The organism is Bradyrhizobium sp. USDA 4011 (assembly GCF_054063415.1).
Map to the genome: position 1 here is coordinate 6,328,704 of NZ_JBSSGG010000001.1, position 16,641 is coordinate 6,345,344.

Consider the following 16,641-nt stretch of genomic DNA (forward strand, 5'->3'; position numbering starts at 1 on the left):
AATGAAGCGGGAACGAATGACTGAAGGCTCGCCGTGGAATGATCCACGGGGGCAGGTGATGAAGACGCCGGATGACGTGGCGGAAATGATGCGCCTGAGAGCGTGCGGGTGGGGCGTGAAGCGAATTGCGCGGCAGCTGGGCTGCAGCCATCACACGGTGAAGGACTACGTGCCGGCGGGCGGGGTGAAGCCGTTCAAGTCGCCTGAGCGGCCGAAGCGTCTCGACGGCCTTGAGGGCTGGCTGCGCGAGAGGCTCATTCGGCATCGCGGCAATGCCGACGTGGTGCGCCAGGACCTGTTGGCCGAGAAAGGCGTGGCCGTCAGCCGGCGGACACTGCAACGCGCCGTGCAGCCCTATCGCCAGGCGCTGAAGGCGGAGGCGCTGGCGACGACGCGGTTTGAGACGCCGCCGGACGGGAGCTGCAGATCGACTTCGGGGAGCGTCTGGTCGAGATCGGAGGGTCGAAAGTCGAGGCATTCGTGTTCGTGGCAACGCTTTGACACTCACGACGGCTCCATGCGCGTGCGTTCCGGGCCGAGAGGCAGGAGCATTGGTTAGCCGGGCTCGAGAGCACGTTCACGACCTTCAGCGGTGTGCCGGAGGAAGTGCTGATGGACAATCCACGCGCGCTTGTCGTGCGCCACGACGCGGTGAGCCGGTTCAGTTCAACGACAAGCTGATAGCCTTCGCAAAACATTGGGGCTTCCGTCCTCGCGCGTGCGCGCCATATCGGGCGCGCACGAAGGGCAAGACGGAGAACGGCGTCGGCTACGTGAAGAAGAACGCGATCGCCGGCCATTCCTTCCCTAGTTGGTCGGAGCGCAAACCGGCGAATCAGGTATCTGATTACGGATCATGGCAGACAGTAACAGCAGCCGCCCTGAAGTATCGGAGCGCCAACGGCCCAAGTCAGGATCTCGTGGCTTGGCGCGACTTTTGTGCGCCGGTACGCAATCAAGGTCGAAGCCGAGGGCGAGCCATCTCTGCAACCGTACACCTTGAGAAGCGCGTCCAGTGCGGTCGACATCAGCAGAGAATTAGGCGCTCGCGATGTGACCACGCTCGCGAATGTGTGGTGCCTCTTAAGGCTGCAGGCTAATGGAGAAGGCGGGGCACTGCAGACCAATTCTATTCCCAATTTATTCTTTGTTCGTGACGGTGCGGGCGACGTTGGTGTGGTTGATGTCCTATGGGGAGGCGCGGGCTGGGAAATTGGAGCTAGTCCGATCGGAAACCAACGGACATGGCCTCCTGGCACTCGCGTTTTCTCTCACGGCGCGGATTAACGAATGTAGCGACTGGACTACCGGACTTGGGACTTGGTGCCTGCGTAGCAGCTAGAAAGCTAAGTAGTTCTTCCTCATCATGCGGACGGGCAAATTTGGAGGGAAAACGAATGAGGCTAATCCCCTTAATTGCAAGTTTAGGTTTGGCCATTCTCGCAACGTCAATACAATCATCGGACGCAGCCAAAAAAGCCAAGGTTATGTGCCCCGAAGGGAAATATCATGCGCTGAGTGGTGCAAGAAGCACCTTGAACGTACGAACTGTATGACCGGCCATCAGAACAGTTGCGATCAAAAACCGCAGGGCGCCAAAGCCTGCGTTGGCAACAATTAGCACAATCGAGAGCGCCCAACGCGAGGACCTTTTGTACGAAACGATTCAATCTGAGCCCGAGATGACACACACAGGGCGAGAATTGAAATTATTCGTTCCTTGCGTACAGTGTTTGTCGAAGCACTCAAAACGCGACGTCGTAAAACGCGCTGGCCCAAATAGCGGAACTCGCGTGAGTCTCTGGCATAGCGTGGCTTACCGCTCTCAGCGGAAGGGGGCAGGCCCCGCCTTCGTCTCCATGGGGCGGGTGCGGGGCCACCAATTTCTAGTCGGAGTCCTTGAGGGGGATGTGAGCCAGCGGCACATGCGCGTGAAACAGTTAGGATGCCCAAATCGGATCGTTGCATTTGACCACCGCGCAGAAGCAACGACGTGGCACTGACTCCCTAGGTGGTGTGGACTCTAAGGATTCCCTTTTAAGCGCAAATCAGATTCAAGACTGCTTTTGGGGAGGCAGTCTTGGGTGTGATGGACCGTTTGGTATTGAGCGACGCGGCTTGGGAGCGGATGGCACCGCTGATTATAGGTCGCCCCGACCAGAAGGGCTCCACTGGGCGCGACAATCGGATGTTCGTGGAAGGTGTGCTTTGGATTGTTCGCACGGGCTCTCCCTGGCGTGATCTCCCGGAGGCGTTCGGGGATTGGAACAGCGTGTTCCGGCGCTTCAGTCGATGGAGCATCAAGGGCGTCTGGTGGCGGATCTTCGAGGCGATGTCCGATGATCCGGACTTCGAATATCTGATCGTCGATTCAACCATCGTCCGGGCGCATCAGCACGCCGCCGGCGCCAAAAAAGGGGGTCTGAAGATCAGGCGATCGGCCGCTCGCGCGGGGGGCTGAGCACCAAGATACATATGGCCGTTCGTGGCTTGGGATGTCCCGTACGGTTCGCGCTGACCGCAGGCCAGAAGGGCGATGCACCGCAAGCTGCCGCATTGATCGAGGGACTACCTGCCGAGGTCGTCATGGCCGATACGGCCTATGACGCCGATCATTTGCGTCAAGCCATCGCCGCCAAGGGCGCGCTCGCCGTCATCCCCAACAACCCGTCACGCGCACTCAAATACCCGCTGGACAAGCACCTCTATACCCAGCGTCACCTCGTCGAATGCTGCTTCTCAAAGCTCAAGCAGTTCCGCCGCGTTGCAACCCGCTTCGAAAAGACCGCTCGAAATTATCGCGCCGTCGTCACTCTCGCAGCCATCGTCCTTTGGATGCGGTAAGTGTCCACACGACCTAGCCCGTCTTATTCATCAGCGGATTGTTGAGAGGCTGGCGAGCGTGGCGTAAGCCGCTGAGGTGGCGTAGGAGTTGGTTGCTGACACCCACCGTCCGCGCATCCGGGCCGCCACACTCGCCATGACGGGCGATACGAGTCTGCCGTTGTCATTTCCAGCCGTTTCCCGCAAGAAGATCACAGCCTCGTTCGACGGCGGCAAGCTGACGTCGGATGACGGCGTCATGCTTCTGGCCATGGCGGACCGGCGGCCTCGGCTTGGCCGCGAAGTTGTCCTGCGGATTCCCCGAGCGGCGCGATCCGGGACGCATCGTGCACGGCTTTGCGGATATGATCCGCGCCCGCATCTTCGCCATCGCGTGTGGCTACGAAGATGGCAATGATCTCGATCGTTTACGCGGCGATTCGGCGTTCAAGCTGGCTTGCTGCCGACTGCCGGACACTGGCCGGGATCTGTGTTCGCAGCCGACCCTATCGCGCCTGGAGAATGCACCACACCTGCGCGAGGTGATCCGGCTGAGCTCTGTGCTGGTTGACCTATGGATGGACAGCTACGCGCGAGCGCCAAGCGCAATCACGCTCGACATCGACGACACGGTCGACGTGGTGCATGGCCGTCAGCAACTCTCGCTGTTCAACGCCCATCATGACGAACACTGCTTCCTGCCGATCCACGTCTACGACACCGAGCACAGCCGGCCGTTGCGGTCATGCTGCGCCCCGGCACGACGCCGAGCGGCCGCGAGGTGCGGGCACACCTGCGCCGCCTGGTTCGGCGCATTCGCCGGCGCCGGCCCGATACGCGTATCACCTTCCGCGGCGACAGCCATTACGCCGGCCTCGAGGCGATGACTTTTTGCGAGCAAGACGGCGTCGATTACATCTTCGCGCTAGCCGGCACGAAGTAGCTAGAAAGCTCGACGAGGTCTGTGATGCAGTTCGAACCGAACGTGCGATCGAGAACAAGATCGTGGCTCGCGGCTACACCGAGACCCGCCACGCGGCCGGCTCCTGGCATCGTGAGCGCCGCGTCGTCGCCCGCATCGAGGCAACCCAACAAGGGCTCGACGTCCGCTACGTCGTCACCAGCCTGCATATCGGCTCGGCTGAGTGGATCTATGACAGCCTCTATTGCGCTCGCGGACAGGCCGAGAACCCGATCAAGCTGCGCAAGACCCAGCTCGCCTCCGATCGCACCAGTTGCCGCTCGGCGCTCGCCAACCAGGTCCGCCTCGTCTTCCACACCGCCGCCTATTGGCTCATCCTCGCCGTGCGCGATGCCATCCCAAAGCCGCGCGATCTGGCAACGGCCGAGTTCAACACGATCAGGCTCAGGCTTCTCAAGATCGCAGCCCGCGTCATCGAGACCGCCACCCGCGTCCGTCTCGCCTTCGCTGCGGCGTGCCCCGACGCCGACCTGTTCCGCGGCTTGGCAAACGCTCTGGTCCCGCAAGCACCCTGACGCGCGGGGCATGAGCCCCCGGTCACCCCGCTGCCGTCCTCCAACGCATTCACGAAGTCGGGTCGAAAAGCGGCGAAAAAGCCGAAGCGTTCGCGCGCGCCTTCACCCCGACCGGAAATGTTCCAGCTGCCCCCGCCCGGCAATCATGAACAAGACGGGCTAGCGTGCCCGGGCGTGTCGTCCTTCCAGCGTACCGAGCCGAATGGCCTCTCCAGCATGCGCCGAACACGTACCGGCGCGGGACCGATGTGGAAGTGAATGGCCCGCCGTTCCAGGGCACGTTCCGACTGGGTCGGGCGGTTGCGCCAGCGCAAATAATCGAACCACGTCGGAAAGTGATAACGCTCGGTCCAGAGCTCGGGATCGGCGATGTCGCGCGCAATCGACCAGCCATAGGCGCCGTTGCGCTGGCGGGACAATTGCACATCTTGCATGACGTTGTGAAACGCGCGGGCATTCTCTTGTGCAATTCGGTATTCGATCTCGACGACGAGCGGCCCGCTGCGTCCGGTCAAGGCGAGCCGTATTTCGGGATCGGCGAGCAGCTCGGGCTCTTCGCCGCGCGCGCCAACACGGGGCATGGGTAGCCAACGGCCGATGAGTGGTGAGGCGAGCATCAGGGCGGCCGACACCAGCAGCGCGGTTTCAACGCCGGCCGCGTCGGTCAGATGGCCCCAACCCCAGCTGCCGACGGCGATCCCACCTGAGCTCGCCGCTTGATAGGCCGCAAGCGAGCGTCCGGTCACCCAGCGTGGCGCCGACAGCTGCACCCCGATGTTGAACACCGCCCATGTCATCATCCACACGGCTCCAGCCAGGGCGAGTGCCGCCGCAGTCAACACCGGTTGGCGGCTGAGCGCGACCGCAGCCATCGCCGCGCCCATGGACAACGCGCAGGCACGAATCGCAGCCTCGCCGCTCATTCGTTTGCGGATCTCGGCGATGTTCAGCGCGCCGACCACGGCACCCAGGCCGAAGGCGCCGAGCATGATGCCGTAGGTCTGGGCATCGCCATGCAACACATCCCGCACCACCAGAGGCATCAGCGCAGTAATCGCGCCGCTTCCGACGCCGGTTACAAGGGTGCGAAGCAATACGACTTTGATCGATGGCGAATTGCTGATGTAGCGCACGCCAGACACCATTGCGCGGCTCAATCTTTCAGGCGGCAGGCGTGAGGGGGCGCTGACGCGCTTCCAAAGGAACAACGCGGTCATCAACGGCAGATAGAGCAGCGTGTTGAGCGCGAATGCGGCCACTGCACCGGCGCTAGCTACCACCACGCCGCCGATCGCCGGGCCGACGCTCCGTGCGATATTGTAGCTGATGCCATTCAGCGCAACCGCCGCAGGCAGCTGCGCTTCCAACGGCACTTGTTCGCTTACGGACGATTGCCACGCCGGTCCCATAAGTGCCATGCCGCTGCCGACCACGAAGCAGAGTACGAGCAAGACGTTCGGTGTGGCCAAGCCAAGCCAGGCGGCCACCGTCAGGCCGGTTGCGCCGGCGAGCGCGATGCCAAGCGAAACCAGCGCCACGATGCGGCGATCGTACATATCGGCGATCGCGCCGGCTGGCATCGAAATCAGCATCACTGGCAGCAATAGCGCGGTCTGCACCAACGCGACTTTGTCAGCCGAGGACGTCATCTGCGTCATCGCCCAGGCTGCACCGACACCTTGAATCAAGCTGCCGATATTGGACAGGAGGCTCGCAAGCCAGATACGGCGAAACGTCGTGTGCCGCAGAGGCGCCGTGATGCCGTCGGCGCTACGCGACTGGACTGTGGTTGGGTCGGTCATGTCAGATCGTGATGATCTACCATGATTTGATTCTGATGCGGATCACAAGGATGTTCCTGGCGCGATATCGCTCGCATGGCGGTGCTCGGCTCGCTTTCCGATCTCTCAATTTCAGTAAGAACGCTTTCCTGACTTACGGGGCGCTGTCGATCGGATGAGTGAGGTCCGCTTCGTGCCTATTCGCTCCAGTGCGTCGCTTGCATGGCCACATTGACAGACGATACATGGCTTTGAACGCAAACTTTGTACGTAACGGACAAATGGGCGAAGTCCACGAGTGCGGAATCACTCGTCGCGAGATACGGTGAACGCTCCTTCACTGCTGGGGGGCCGAAAGTCCATATCACGGACTATCGATAGCGCACATAGCGATACGGCGTTTGGCAGAACTTGCTTTCGGTCGGCAAATTGATGCCCGTCGTTGTAGGGCGCCCGGTCTGTCCCCGTCCCGCGCGGCGGATGCTGCGGCCAAGGATTTCCATCGAGAAGCAATGTGGGGCAACAGATGGGCCATCCGGGCCCGGGCCAACAATTGTTATTTCACAGGAGTGGGTCTGTCGCAGACCGGATGAAATATTACAAAGCGACAATACCGAATCCACCACCTGATCCAGCATCTAACCGCGAACCAGGGAAGCGAACGTGACGGCATACCATGGGCCAGTCTTTGACATGGCCGTAAGGCAATTCGAGGTCATCGCAGACTATCTATCCATACCGCAGGACGCGAGAGCCAGGATTCTGATGCCGAAGCGCGCGGTCACGGTCTCTTGTCCGATTCATCGCGATGACGGCACGACCGCCGTGTTCGAAGGCTATCGCGTGCAGCATCACCTGACGCTTGGCCCCACGAAGGGGGCACACGGTTCGCAGCAAGCGTTGATCTCGGCGAAGTCGCGGCACTGGCCGTCTCGATGAGCTGGAAGTGCGCATTGGTCGGACTGCCGTATGGCGGCGCGAAGGGAGGAATCGACGTCGATCCGGCGAGCTTGTCTAGGCGCGAACTCGAGGTGCTTTCTCGTCGAAATATGCAGGAGATGATCCCGTTCGTCGGGCCCCACACAGACGTGATGGCGCCCGATATGGGAACCAACGAGCAGATCATGGCCTGGTTCATGGATACGTACTCCATGTATCAGGGACGAAGGGTTACGGAAATCGTGACGGGAAAGCCTATCAGCGCCGGCGGAACCCTGGGGCATCGGGAAGCCACAGGCAGAGGTGTTGCTCATCTGGCCCGTCGTGCTGCAGATGAGCGCAACATCCGTCTCGATGGCGCAACTGCGATTGTACAGGGATTCGGAAACGTCGGCTCGATCGCTGCACTCGAGCTGCACAATATGGGAGTTAAAGTGATCGCAGTAAGTGATCACACCCGGCGCGCTCTACCGGCCCTCGGGTCTCGATATTCCCGAGCTGGTCAGGCATACCGCCTGGCACGGCAGCTTGATCGGTTATTCCAGTGAGCTCGCTTTCGATTCGATGGAGATGCTCGCATTGCATTGCGACATACTTGTTCCGGCCGCGGTTGAACGGGTGATCAACGACAAATTGGCAGGCAACCTGCGTTGCCGAATACTAGCTGAAGGAGCCAATGGTCCGACCACGCCAGAAGCCGATCGAGTTCTCGAAAAACGCCAGAAAGAGTTGTTTGTGATCCCGGATATTCTGTGCAACGCTGGAGGTGTGGTGGTTAGTTATTTCGAATGGGTGCAGGACCTTCAGCAATTGTTCTGGGAGGAGGAAGAGGTCATGCGTCGGGAGTATCAGATATTGGACCGGGCGTTTGATCGGGTGTTGTCGCGAAGCAAGCGGGACGGGGTTTCCAATCGCACTGCTGCTATGGCCATTGGTGTGGAGCGGGTACGCGGTGCAAAGGAGACACGCGGACTGTTCCCGTAGCCTGTTGACGTGTCTTCGATTTGGTATCTACTCGCTCGCATGGGCGTTCTGATCCACTTTGATCTGTATAGCAGTGGCCAAGCGCAGAGGCGGCTAGATTTGGCGCGATCGCGCGGGATCGATGCTGTGCGTTCCCGCATCATGACGCGGGTCCGACGATCCGTTGATGCGGGCCGTGCGGATTCCCGTGAATACGACTTCATGGAAAGCCCGGCGGTGCTGGACTTCCGAGCAAGAGGCGGCCGGCGCTCTGAAGCGTGCCTTCGTTTAAAGCGGCGTGCTGGGCAACCACGAAACTGTCGCACATCGCGCGCGCCAGGTTGCTCGTCGTATAGAGCGACCCGGTTCCGGCGAGACCGCTCGCGATCTTGCAGACCTCAGCGCTCTGTCGGGCGGCGTTGGTCGCGGCGAGCCGCATCAGCGTCGTCGTGTTCGCTCGGACCGCTCCCTTCAACGCTTCCTTCCATAGCTCCTCGGTTGCATCATAGAAGAAAGAGCGAGCGGAGCGCAGCATGGCTTCGGCTCTGGCCACCTCCAGTTGGATGTAGCCGCGCTCCGCCATCACGGGCGCTCCAGTAATCGAGGCGCGGCTTCGGGCCATGGCGACTACCTCGTCTAGCGCGGAGCGCGCAATACCGATGCCGACAATCGCATGCGCCTGCGCAGCGAAAGCCACCGGCGGATAACGGTAGATCGGCCCGTCGAGTGTCGGCGGACCGCCGCGGATGAGGGTCCACTTCTCCGGCACAATGACATCGTCGACAACGACGTCATGGCTGCCGGTGCCTTGCAGGCCGATGACGTCCCAATTGGGACGGATTTTCACCTTCTCGGCCGGCATCACGGCTACACGTGCAAGACCACCTGTTGGATCATCCTCCACAGTGATCCCAACGCCTATCAGCTCCGCTCCCGGTGAGCCGCTGGCGAATGGCCACACGCCGTTCACGACAAACCCGTCGGCGCTTCGCTTGGCGGTCTGGAGCGGGAAAACCGCACCTGCGTACACCACGTCAGGTCCATTTGCGTATACTTCGCAAAGCGTGTCGTCTGGAAGAGCGGAGAGATAGCAAGCTCCGTCACCGAAGCTGGCGACCCAACCTGCCGATCCGTCCGCTTCGGAAATGCGCTCGATCAGGCGACAAAAATCGGCCGGCGTTCGCTCCTCGCCGCCGAAGCGCTTGGCGGCCATAGCCCTGTAGACGCCAGCGCGCTTGAAAGCGTCGATGATGTCGTCTGGAAGCTTCTGCGCGCGGGCGAACTCGTTCCGACGCGCGCGGATATCGGCCAGCAGCGGCGACAGATTATCCCTCGTCGCTGCCGAAACATCGGTTTCTGGCGCGATCATCTCTGGCGGCGTGTTCATTTTTGTCCTCGGTGTCTTGAGACGATCAGGGGCGCACCAGCGTGATTGATGCGGATTGCGCACGCATGGGGGGGCCGGATTGATTCCAGCCGGAGAAGATCGTCGATTGCGTTGATATCGATCGTGATCGAATTGCAGGCAGTCTCCTCTCCAAGCGACATCCCGAACGGATTGGGTCTAAGGCGGTCTTGAGGGCCGTGAAAGCTGGCCAAGATGTGGCCTCGGCATTGTCATTGAAGCCGAAGCGGCAAATCAAACCATATGCGGCGGCGAGATCCATCCAACTCAGCTGCACTGCGAGCGCTGACGTCAGCGCATATCTTGGCATGTCTTCTCGACTGGCGATTTTTCACACTTGGCGGCGGGCCACTCCAGCCCACGTCGTCAATTCCTGACTTGGCGCGGTCGAACCCGCGGATCCCTTACCACTTCCCCAGCAATCGACGTGCCATCAAACATGGTCCGCCGGCTGTGTTTGCACGGGGCGAGATCGCATGGCACGAACTGCGTCAGCAGAATGCGTTCGCGCTCTGTGTCTGGTTCCAGTCACTGTGTCATCAAGCGGACACGGCGCGAGGCGAACGAGCTGAAATAGACCTCAGCCGCGGACCAGCCGGCCTCTGATGCTTGCCTGCACCGGGCTCACGTGCGAGATCCAGCTTGTCTAGCGGATAGGTCGAAACGCTGGGCGCAGGTGCAGAATTGCAATCCACGCTGCGGCTTGTACGAAGGCCGTTGAGCGTAAGGATAAGCGGAACGGAAATCGCCACCGCGATCTGAGATAACCGCACGTGACCTGGCGAAAAGTGCTGAGAGTGAACGTAATTGCTGGGTCAGAATTCCAAGCGGGGGGAGGCGCCAGACATGACATTGTCATGAGACCATCTGCTTTGCTGCGGTTTTGGCCGGCCAGAGCTGGGGTGCCTCCGCTTGATCCTTGAACCGATGACATGAAGTGGATGAAACAGGAGAGCCGCGGTGCATGAGTTCGACATAAAGCTCGTTCCGGGTTATTGGAAGGCAGCCCTTGGCTGCCAACCCTCCAGCTTTCCTTGCAGACGGACAGTCCATGGCCTGCGCTGCCCCGCGCATCCATTTTGGAGGTTGGAGCAGGAATGTCCCGAGTCGAAAAGCTTGCCCTCTTTATCGACGGTCCAAACCTCCACGCTACCTCCAAGGCGCTTGGCTTCGAGATCGACTACAAGCGCCTGCTCGAGGAGTATCGGAGGCGGGGCCCGCTGCTGCGGGCGTTCTATTACACGACGATTGCTGAGGATCAGGAGTATTCGTCGATCCGGCCGCTCATCGATTGGCTGGACTACAACGGCTACACTGTCGTCACCAAGGCAACCAAGGAATTCCTCGATACCAGCGGCCGGCGTAAGGTGAAGGGCAACATGAACATCGAGCTTGTAGTCGATGCCATGGAACTCGCGGAGCATATCGATCAGATGGTCCGATTCTCTGGTGACGGCGACTTCCGCTCGTTGGTTGAAGCGGTGCAGCGCCGCGGCGTCAGTGTCACCGTCATCTCCACCATTGCGATCCAGCCGGCGATGATCGCAGACGAGCTTCGGCGGCAAGCGGACGACTTTATTGAACTAGCGCAGCTGAAGCCGAAGCTGGGGCGCGATCCGACCGTACGGCTCGGGCCCGCGACCGGTGTTGGCAAGCGAGAGCCGGTCAGCGCGGAATAGCGCATGCGGTGATGCGGTGCAGGTTGATGGCAAGTGGCCGTGATACCCGCGACGCGCCCGCTCCGTCCAACAGCACGACCATCTCAACGATGACTTCCTCCTGTCGGTGCTGGTCGCGTCTGTTCATGCTGTTGTGCACGTTGATCCACGGCCATCAGCGCCGCTTGTTGCTGCCGTAACGCGCTGTTCTCGGCAGGGCGAGTTGCCGCGTCCTCAGATGGAGCTACCGATAGCTTCGGCCGCGTCCTGGACTGGCCGAACCGCTGCACTGGACCAGTGCTCGGATTGCCGTAGTTCGCTCCCAAGGCGCATCAGGCTGCACTGCAGCCAGAGTTTTTCCTGCTTCTCGTGCCTGCTACGCCGAAACAGTGCTTCGGTATACGCGCGCATGCGGAATCGGTAAAGCAGTCGGTAGAAATGACTGACCATGTTCCTGTTCCTGCTCGATTTTCGTCGATTTTCGCCAACGAGCCAACGAGACGCATTTGATCGCATCATTATCTTCACTGAGCGCGATGTTTAAATGCAAGTTGTCCCCACGGGTCGCTTGAAATCGGCCTTTGAGTGCCTGTTTTTGATGGAGCTCATCCCAAGGGAGCGGTGGTTCACGAGGTAAAGCCGCAAGAAGAAATTTCGATCTACGCCACGGTGTTGGCAGATATCTGGCGCATCTTAAGACGGCAGGCCAACGGTGAAAGCGGCGCATTGCAGACCAACTCTGCTCCCAACATATTCTTTGTCCGTGATGTTATGGGCGTCCTCGGAGTGGTTGATATCCTTTCGGGAGGTGCGGGTTGGGAAATTGGAGCAAGTCCGATTGGAGAACAACGGGCGTGGCCGGTTGGCGCGCGCGTGTTCTTTATCTAACCCGAATGCCGAGGATCGCAGATATTTGGCGGGCTACGACGCCAGTGGAGCCACGAAGGTCGCGACTGATGGCGGCTTGAACCGCGATGGGCGCCTTCGCCTTCAGAAGTCCGTCCACTGTTTCGCGATACGAAATCAAGAAGACGCTCGCGGATAATCACACGGAATATCACCACTGTCGGCAGACGCTGGTGGCGGCGAAATCGTCGGGCTCCCCTATGTGGAGGAGTCGTCCATCGACGCTGTGCAAGCCATAGAGCGCGGCGAGTTCCGGTTAAGTGCGGTGCAGAACATAGGCGCGAAACGAAATCATCAAGCAAGTTTATCGAACTTGAGACAGCCGTCCGCTGCCAGATCGCATCGATCCGCTGATCTGGCGTGACTCGATCCAGTTCAAATGCGTATGTTCGGGTTCATCTCCAACTGGGGAGGGCGGTGGCGAAAGCAAGCTCCGCCAGAGGTCAGGCGTTTGAGCCGGTGAGACAATAGGGGTAAGCATCATGACGGCGACGACAGCCCGTTCGATCGCACGCAAGGCAGGCCACGGTATGAAACGTACGTTCAGCTAGGCGATATTCTCTTGCTGCTCTGGTCTATCGAGAAACGTAAGATGCGGTCGATCCGCCAGACTGACAATGCAGTGACAGGCTCGACCCGTTCCATACGTGCATTGAACGATTAGTCACCGAACGATTATTGGCCTCGCGTGCGCTCCGATGATGATCTCCGTTCCAATGAGAGAGCCGCTCCCTTGGATTCCGCAGGCTCTTGCTATCGACTGTCGGGTTAACGCCCGCACGTGGACGCGGCACGCCGGCTAAGCTGAATCACTCCTCCAATCGCGGCGAAGCGCAAATCTGTGGACACATCGTAGTCGGCCGCAAAGCGCAGCTCCCGAAGTGGCCGTACCAGCCTGATTGCCTCCTGGTACAGGCCATGCGCCTTGTAAGCTGCGAGTTCCGTCTCGTTGTCAAACTCGGCATAGACCACGATATCGATATCGTTATCGAAGCGGTCGGTCTTGCGATTGCGCGCGATCTCGAGCCGGCGCGCATGTGGAATTGTGGTAAGAACCGCCAGGCCTTCGATGATCTCATCGATGTGAGTCGCATCTATGGCTGAGAACAAGACGATGTGACGAATCATGGATGACCCGAAGCTTGTGTTGCAAATCGGTCAAATAACTATCGTGAGATTGGCCGCGCCGCAACGCTGGTGCGGGTGCCGCGAGGCGCGCAAAGGAGGTCGTCACTTGATGCGCCGAAATTGGGAGTGATGTCGCGATCGTTGGGGGGGGGGTACGGAGCGTGCGCTTATGATGCAATTAGATCACGCTCGCTGAACGCGCGCGAGTTTGTCCGTTCTGTACAGACTTTGCGCGCGCATGAGGGTGCCCAATCTGCCAAATAGCTACGCGAGGGCAGAATGTCCGTATGCACTCTCTCAGCGGCCGTTCGGGGAGGACCTTTAGGTGCGGACAAACGGAAGGGCGCAGATGTCTCCGCGTGACTTTGGCATCCAAGTGAGCAGCGTCGGCATCACCGGCAAGAGCGGGCATGTTGAGAATCGGGTCGCCATGCTCGTCCTGCTTGCTGACTCATGTTGTGGAACAAAGTCAAGGGCGTGCGATTGGGGGCGCCGCTGAGCGATCCTGGTGCACTTGGTCGCGACGGTCAGAGTCGTGATTGAGCCAAGTATGAGGCTTGTTTTCTCTGGACGGCAGTCCGTGACCGGCGGGCTGGAGGCGCGGTGCTTCTTCGGCCTGCGCGCCTCGATCTGCTTGCGAATCGACTCGCGTGTCGGTGACAAAAGCCGAGATCTGTGCCACGAAGAACCGATTGATCGCAGCCCTGCTGCGGGGCGGCAGGAAATTGATCAATGAACACGCCGCTTAATGGCTATGTCGCGGCCCTGCAAGCCTTGAAAGAAGACGATCGGCTGCGCGGCCTGAAGCCGCGCGCAGGAACTGATTTTGCTTCGAACGATTATCTGGCGCTGGCGAGCCCGCCGCGTATGAAGAAGGCGCTGCTCACGGCGCTCGATGCCGGCACGCCGATCGGTGCTGGTGGGTCACGGCTCCTGCGCGGCAATTGTGAGGAGCACGAAGCTCTTGAAGCGGAGGCGGCGCGGTTCTTCCACGCTGAGACAGCGCTGTTCTTCGGCGGCGGTTACATCGCAAATTTCGCTCTTTTGACAACGCTGCCGCAGCGGGGCGATCTGCTTATTCTCGATTCGCTCGTGCACGCCAGTATTCATGAAGGCGTACGAGCGGGCCGAGCCGAGTTCCGGATAAGCGCTCATAATGACCTGCAGTCGGTCGACGATACGATTGGCGACTGGCGCGCCAAGGGCGGAAGGGGACGCGTGTGGATCGTGGTGGAGAGCCTGTACAGTATGGACGGCGACTTCGCGCCCCTCAAGGATCTGGTCGCAATCGCCGAGCGCTACGAGGCGTTCTTGGTCGTGGACGAGGCTCATGCCACAGGTGTTTACGGCGACCAGGGACGGGGGCTCACCGCGCCCTATGAGGGTCGCGAAGATATCCTGGTGGTCCACACCTGCGGGAAGGCGTTGGGGACGGAGGGCGCGCTTGTTACCGCTTCCGGCGTATTGCGCGATTTCATGGTCAATCGGTGCCGTCCATTCATTTTCGCCACCGCGCCATCGCCCCTGATGGCTGTCGCTGCTCGGGAAGCGCTCTTGATCCTACAGGAGGAGCCTGATCGGCAGCAACGCCTGACCGATCTTGTCGATTTTGCGCATCGGCAGTTCGCCATGTGCGGCCGCCCGATCCGTTCGAGCTCACAGATCGTTCCTTACATCGTGGGTGACAACGCCCGCGCGATGCGGCTCGCCGCTGCACTGCAGGCGCGCGGCTTTGATATCCGCGGCATACGGCCACCAACAGTGCCTGTGGGAACGGCAAGGTTGCGGATCTCGCTGACGCTTAATGTCGGGCAAGATGATGTATCCGATATGATTGATGCGTTGGTCGAAGAGACTTGGGGTGAGGGGTACGGTGACGTCGCAAAATCATGACGTGAGGCCGATATCCGGATCGGTAAACGATATCCGAGGGATGCTCTGGCGCGTGCAAATCGTTCCTCTCCGATCGGTGATCACGATGTCCTTACGCATTAGTGCCGCTTTATGCGGCGCACGTGAGCTCAACACAAATTCGACGAGGCTGCGGTTCCAACACTGGCGGCCTCCTCGTCGACTGATACATGAGAGACCGACACATGCCGACGCGAGTAGCACTTTTCCTATCATCGGTGGGCTGGACAGCCATCGTCGTGGCAATTCTCCTTTATGTAATCTTCAGCCCTGCTTGATCGCCAAGGCCGGACGATCCGCCTCGTGTGGCTTCCTGAGCCCGTTCGATATTGAAGGCTTACTGAGCATCAAACAGCATGCCGACCGATCGCCGGATCGACCCATGTCGCAGTGGAGCTCCCGTCCACGGGAGGGATTGCAGCAAGGTTTAGGATGGCACCCCGCCCCTTTCTCGATGGCCTAAGGTCGATGATTGTAGGTCGTTCGCTTGGACTTATCGACCTAAGCTCGGGCCTGGACCCGAGACATCACCTTTCCTGTGATCCACGACCGCCGCGTGTGCCGGTGCGCTCAATCTCCCCGAAACTCGCCAGCTTCTCGAAAGCCAAAGCCTCTTAGCATAGACTTTCTCTCTCGATGCCGAGCCGCCTAGACGGAACCGGTGGCACGGGGCGGATCTGCAAGAGATTAAGACAGAGGAGAGCTGTATGGATTTCATTGAGATCAACGGCGGCGGATCCCCAGGGTCTCCAGGAGAGTACGCCTGGACACAAGAGGATCATGATCTGTTTAGTCGGATCATCAATGAACCCGGGCCATCGTCCGCCGTGCCGGAGGAGACGGCATACGATGTCTCATTCGCCGTTCCCCACAAGTTTTCCCACGGCACCCAATCCCCTCCGCGGCAAATGTCGAGAGACTGAACCACTTGGGTCTCCTGCCTGACGCCGACCAGCCGAGTATGACCTATGAGATCAAAGGGCATCGCCATACGGCCGCGATGGACCCCTTTAGCGGCGTGCGTTTCATTCATAACCCTCCGGAGGACCAAAATATTGGAGCCGAGCCGGCGGGGCTACCAGATTTCGGAGCATTTATCTTCGAGACGTCGCGTAGAGGTTTCCCGATTCCGGAGCAGTGGCCGCCCCCAGCCCTAATCGAGAAGCTGCAGGAAACGGGCTTCATGCCTAGTCCAAACAACATAACAACCATTGCCCTCAATGGCCGAGCTTACAATGCAGAATTAATGGAGCGAGGGTTCGTTAGGCTCAGGCGGGTTGGATGAGAGACGCCGGGATAGAACCAGCGGAGCCGGCCGCTACAGTCTTGCGGTCATTCGGTTCCAACTATGTCGACTGTTCATAGCTCAGCAATGGGCTGTCGCGTGCCGCCAGCGGGTGGACAGCATCGGCCCCAGGCGGATCGCGGCGTCAGGAGCCGCCGAAGCGTCGGCATGGACCAGTTCCGTGAAATCGCCGTCGGCATCGTCTTCGAACGCACCATAAGGCCACAAAAACATTTACGCGAAGGATAGCCTCTCCACGGGCGGCGATGGCAGCGGCTGAATCTGAGTGGCCGTCGCAACGCTGTTCCAGACAGCGATAATGATCAACATCGGCCGCGATATCGA

8 protein-coding genes and 3 pseudogenes are annotated in these 16,641 nt (G+C 60.1%); 8 read left to right on the forward strand and 3 right to left on the reverse strand.

The window, feature by feature from the left end:
• Position 1: 1 nt before the first annotated feature.
• The 3 genes and pseudogenes from ACVW1C_RS29895 to ACVW1C_RS29905 all read left to right on the forward strand — a co-directional run bounded on the left by ACVW1C_RS29895 (position 2) and on the right by ACVW1C_RS29905 (position 4,320).
• Positions 2–559, forward strand: coding sequence for a helix-turn-helix domain-containing protein (locus ACVW1C_RS29895; RefSeq protein WP_456761362.1), 558 nt, complete (start codon positions 2–4; stop codon positions 557–559).
• 1,569 nt (positions 560–2,128) lie between these two features.
• Positions 2,129–2,844: pseudogene (locus tag ACVW1C_RS29900) on the forward strand (IS5 family transposase).
• A gap of 136 nt (positions 2,845–2,980) precedes the next feature.
• Positions 2,981–4,320: pseudogene (locus ACVW1C_RS29905) on the forward strand (IS1380 family transposase).
• A 143-nt stretch (positions 4,321–4,463) separates the two neighbouring features.
• Here ACVW1C_RS29905 and ACVW1C_RS29910 read toward each other — a convergent pair.
• Positions 4,464–6,122 carry an MFS transporter gene (locus tag ACVW1C_RS29910; protein ID WP_456727968.1) on the reverse strand — a complete coding sequence of 553 codons (1,659 nt, stop codon included), beginning with the start codon at positions 6,120–6,122 and terminating at the stop codon, positions 4,464–4,466.
• A 642-nt stretch (positions 6,123–6,764) separates the two neighbouring features.
• Here ACVW1C_RS29910 and ACVW1C_RS29915 point away from each other — a divergent pair.
• A pseudogene (locus ACVW1C_RS29915) lies at positions 6,765–8,024 on the forward strand (Glu/Leu/Phe/Val family dehydrogenase).
• A gap of 199 nt (positions 8,025–8,223) precedes the next feature.
• Here the strand turns inward: ACVW1C_RS29915 and ACVW1C_RS29920 are convergent.
• Positions 8,224–9,390, reverse strand: coding sequence for an acyl-CoA dehydrogenase family protein (locus tag ACVW1C_RS29920; protein WP_456727967.1), 1,167 nt, complete (start codon positions 9,388–9,390; stop codon positions 8,224–8,226).
• Positions 9,391–10,505: 1,115 nt separating this feature from the next.
• On the opposite strand from ACVW1C_RS29920, the gene ACVW1C_RS29925 reads away from it, so the two are divergent.
• Both ACVW1C_RS29925 and ACVW1C_RS29930 read left to right on the forward strand, forming a co-directional pair.
• The gene (locus tag ACVW1C_RS29925) at positions 10,506–11,087 is read left to right on the forward strand and encodes a LabA-like NYN domain-containing protein (RefSeq protein ID WP_456761363.1); all 582 of its coding nucleotides are present in this window, start codon (positions 10,506–10,508) and stop codon (positions 11,085–11,087) included.
• Between the two features lie 564 nt (positions 11,088–11,651).
• Positions 11,652–11,954 (forward strand): hypothetical protein, encoded by a 303-nt coding sequence (locus ACVW1C_RS29930; protein ID WP_456761364.1) that lies wholly within the window; start codon positions 11,652–11,654, stop codon positions 11,952–11,954.
• A 786-nt stretch (positions 11,955–12,740) separates the two neighbouring features.
• On the opposite strand, the gene ACVW1C_RS29935 is transcribed toward ACVW1C_RS29930, so the two are convergent.
• Positions 12,741–13,100, reverse strand: coding sequence for a Dabb family protein (locus ACVW1C_RS29935; protein ID WP_456761365.1), 360 nt, complete (start codon positions 13,098–13,100; stop codon positions 12,741–12,743).
• A gap of 550 nt (positions 13,101–13,650) precedes the next feature.
• Here ACVW1C_RS29935 and ACVW1C_RS29940 point away from each other — a divergent pair.
• A complete protein-coding gene (locus tag ACVW1C_RS29940; protein WP_456761366.1) occupies positions 13,651–13,836 on the forward strand; it encodes a hypothetical protein in 186 nt (61 codons plus the stop codon).
• Positions 13,833–14,993, forward strand: a complete 1,161-nt coding sequence (locus ACVW1C_RS29945) for an 8-amino-7-oxononanoate synthase (RefSeq protein ID WP_456761367.1) — start codon at positions 13,833–13,835, stop codon at positions 14,991–14,993. The genes ACVW1C_RS29940 and ACVW1C_RS29945 overlap by 4 nt, the downstream gene beginning before the upstream one ends.
• The last annotated feature ends 1,648 nt before the right edge of the window (positions 14,994–16,641 follow it).

Excerpts from the sequence above, each read along its gene's own strand:
- ACVW1C_RS29925 (WP_456761363.1), top strand. The coding sequence starts at position 10,506 with ATGTCCCGAGTCGAAAAGCTTGCCCTCTTTATCGACGGTCCAAACCTC.
- ACVW1C_RS29935 (WP_456761365.1), bottom strand. The coding sequence starts at position 13,100 with ATGATTCGTCACATCGTCTTGTTCTCAGCCATAGATGCGACTCACATC.
- ACVW1C_RS29945 (WP_456761367.1), top strand. The coding sequence starts at position 13,833 with ATGAACACGCCGCTTAATGGCTATGTCGCGGCCCTGCAAGCCTTGAAA.
- ACVW1C_RS29940 (WP_456761366.1), top strand. The coding sequence starts at position 13,651 with ATGAGGCTTGTTTTCTCTGGACGGCAGTCCGTGACCGGCGGGCTGGAG.
- ACVW1C_RS29895 (WP_456761362.1), top strand. The coding sequence starts at position 2 with ATGAAGCGGGAACGAATGACTGAAGGCTCGCCGTGGAATGATCCACGG.
- ACVW1C_RS29910 (WP_456727968.1), bottom strand. The coding sequence starts at position 6,122 with ATGACCGACCCAACCACAGTCCAGTCGCGTAGCGCCGACGGCATCACG.
- ACVW1C_RS29920 (WP_456727967.1), bottom strand. The coding sequence starts at position 9,390 with ATGAACACGCCGCCAGAGATGATCGCGCCAGAAACCGATGTTTCGGCA.